The sequence below is a fragment of the Haladaptatus sp. genome (assembly GCF_049589095.1).
In the GTDB taxonomy this organism is placed as follows: domain Archaea; phylum Halobacteriota; class Halobacteria; order Halobacteriales; family Haladaptataceae; genus Haladaptatus.
Window position 1 is genome coordinate 1 of record NZ_JBAWAC010000365.1, and the last position, 2,025, is coordinate 2,025.

Annotated in this window: 2 protein-coding genes; both read left to right on the forward strand. The window is 60.8% G+C overall.

The annotated features are described in order from the left end of the window. A partial coding sequence (locus tag WBV42_RS11430; protein WP_423986145.1) for an NAD-dependent epimerase/dehydratase family protein occupies positions 1-602 on the forward strand: 602 nt, incomplete at its 5' end. A gap of 437 nt (positions 603-1,039) precedes the next feature. Next, positions 1,040-1,735 carry a YqjF family protein gene (locus tag WBV42_RS11435; RefSeq protein ID WP_423986146.1) on the forward strand — a complete coding sequence of 232 codons (696 nt, stop codon included), beginning with the start codon at positions 1,040-1,042 and terminating at the stop codon, positions 1,733-1,735. Positions 1,736-2,025: the final 290 nt, after the last annotated feature.

A 2,025-nucleotide genomic window follows, 5' to 3' on the forward strand; every position in this document is an offset into this window, starting at 1 on the left:
GGGCGTCCTCGGCGGCGGTGTTCGCGCCACCGACGAACTACGACACCGAGTGGGTGACCGAGTACGACCTCGTCTACCCCGACACGCTGTACGGCGCGGCCAAGGAGTTCAACGAACACCAGGCGAAAGTGTACTTCGAGGACCACGACGTCTCGCACGTCGCGCTCCGCCCGACCGTAGCGTACGGCCCGTACCGCGAAACGGGTGGCTCCGCGTTCCTCGCGAACATCATCGAAAAACCCGCGCTCGGCGAACCGTTCTCGGTGGAGTACGGCGATCAGGTCATCGACTGGCAACACGTCGAGGACATCGCGCAGGCGTTCCGCCGCGCGGCGTTCACGCCCGACGAGGACCTGAGCCAGCGCGTCTACAACGTCCGTGGCACCGTGGCGACGATTCGGGAAGCCGCCGAGACGGTCGGGAAGATCATGCCCGACGCCGACCTCGACGTTTCCGACGAGGGCGAACTCCCGTGGACCCAGATGCTCGACATGAGCGCGATTCAGGAGGACATGGGCTACGAACCGCGCTACGACCTGGAAAGCGGGTTCCGTTCGTACATCAACGTCCTCCGCGAGGAGAACGGGCTGGAAACCGTCTGAGGATTCTCTGTTTTCGCCGCGGTCGCTGACGTTTTTGGAGAAGTGTCGCATCGAGAATGACCATCCCGAGCCAACGGCGAAATCATTCGAGCATCTATTTAGATAGCTATTCGGATAGCTCTCTGGATAGCTTTGTGAAAATCCACAAGACGGCGACGAGTCAGTGGCAGAAAACGAGAAGAGAGCGACGACAATTCGATCGAGAAATCTACCGGTATCGGTGAACGCCGGACAAGGACAGGGCAGGGGCAGGGACGGGGACAGGGACAGGGACAGGGACAGGAGTTCGCGGACCGTTAGATTGATAGAAATCTCTCCAGATAGCTATCGAGAAATCCATTTGGGATTCCAAAAAAGCGACCGCGTGAGACGACCACTTCGTACCGGAGACGCGTCCGACGGAACCCCTTTGAGCGATCCGTCACAAGTTTCGGACGATGATTGGTGTCGAGATGGGATGGCGACAACTGCTGTTCGCCAATTGGCCGGTCGAACCGGAAGTCGTGGAGCGAGGGCTCCCCGAAGGGCTGGAGGTAGACACGTACGACGAGAAGGCGTGGCTGAGCGTCGTTCCGTTCACGAACGTCGCGGTTCGTCCCCGAGGACTTCCCGACAGCATCGGGGTGGACCTCCCCGAACTCAACCTCCGGACCTACGTCACGGTGCCCGGAGAGGACAGACCGGCCGTCTTCTTCTACAGCCTCGATGCCGACGGGTGGCTCTCGGTCCTCGGCGCTCGGTTGGCGTTCGGGCTGCCGTACTACAACGCGGACATAAAAATGATAGAACGGGACGGGGCGATCCGCTACCGCAGTCGCCGCGCGCATCCGGGTGATCAACCGCTGCGGTTCGACGCGCGGTACGAGCCGACCGGTGACCGACTCGACGCCGAACCGGGGTCGCTGGCCGAGTTCCTCACCGAACGCTATCGGTTCTACGTCGGCGGCCCGGGTGGAACGATTGCGTACGCGAACGTCGACCACGACGTGTGGTCGCTCCGCCCCGCGACGGTGGAATTCCGGAAGAACGAGATTTTTCGGGCGAACAACTTCGCCGAACCGGACGGGGAGCCGATCTGTTACTACAGTTCTGGCGTTGACATCGTGTCGTCGGGTCGCAAGTGGTTAAAGTGAACTACCCCCACCTACCGCGCTCGGGCTTACCCAGCCCTCGCTTTGTGAGGTGGGGGCTTCCTCGTTCAACGACAAGACTTGCAGATTCACCGGGAATCCACAGCGGTCTCACTCTCCGGAGGCGTGGATTCGGCCCGTCCCATGCCTATTTGTCCGCACTGCGCAGTGCGTGCGAGGGTTTGAGTTTTCAACTCCTCTACTATCACGCACAGTACCGCTTTGTGTCGATAGTACATCAAGCTATTGCACGTCTAAGAACAACGAAGACGGCGGGCGTATCCCCTCCCTAC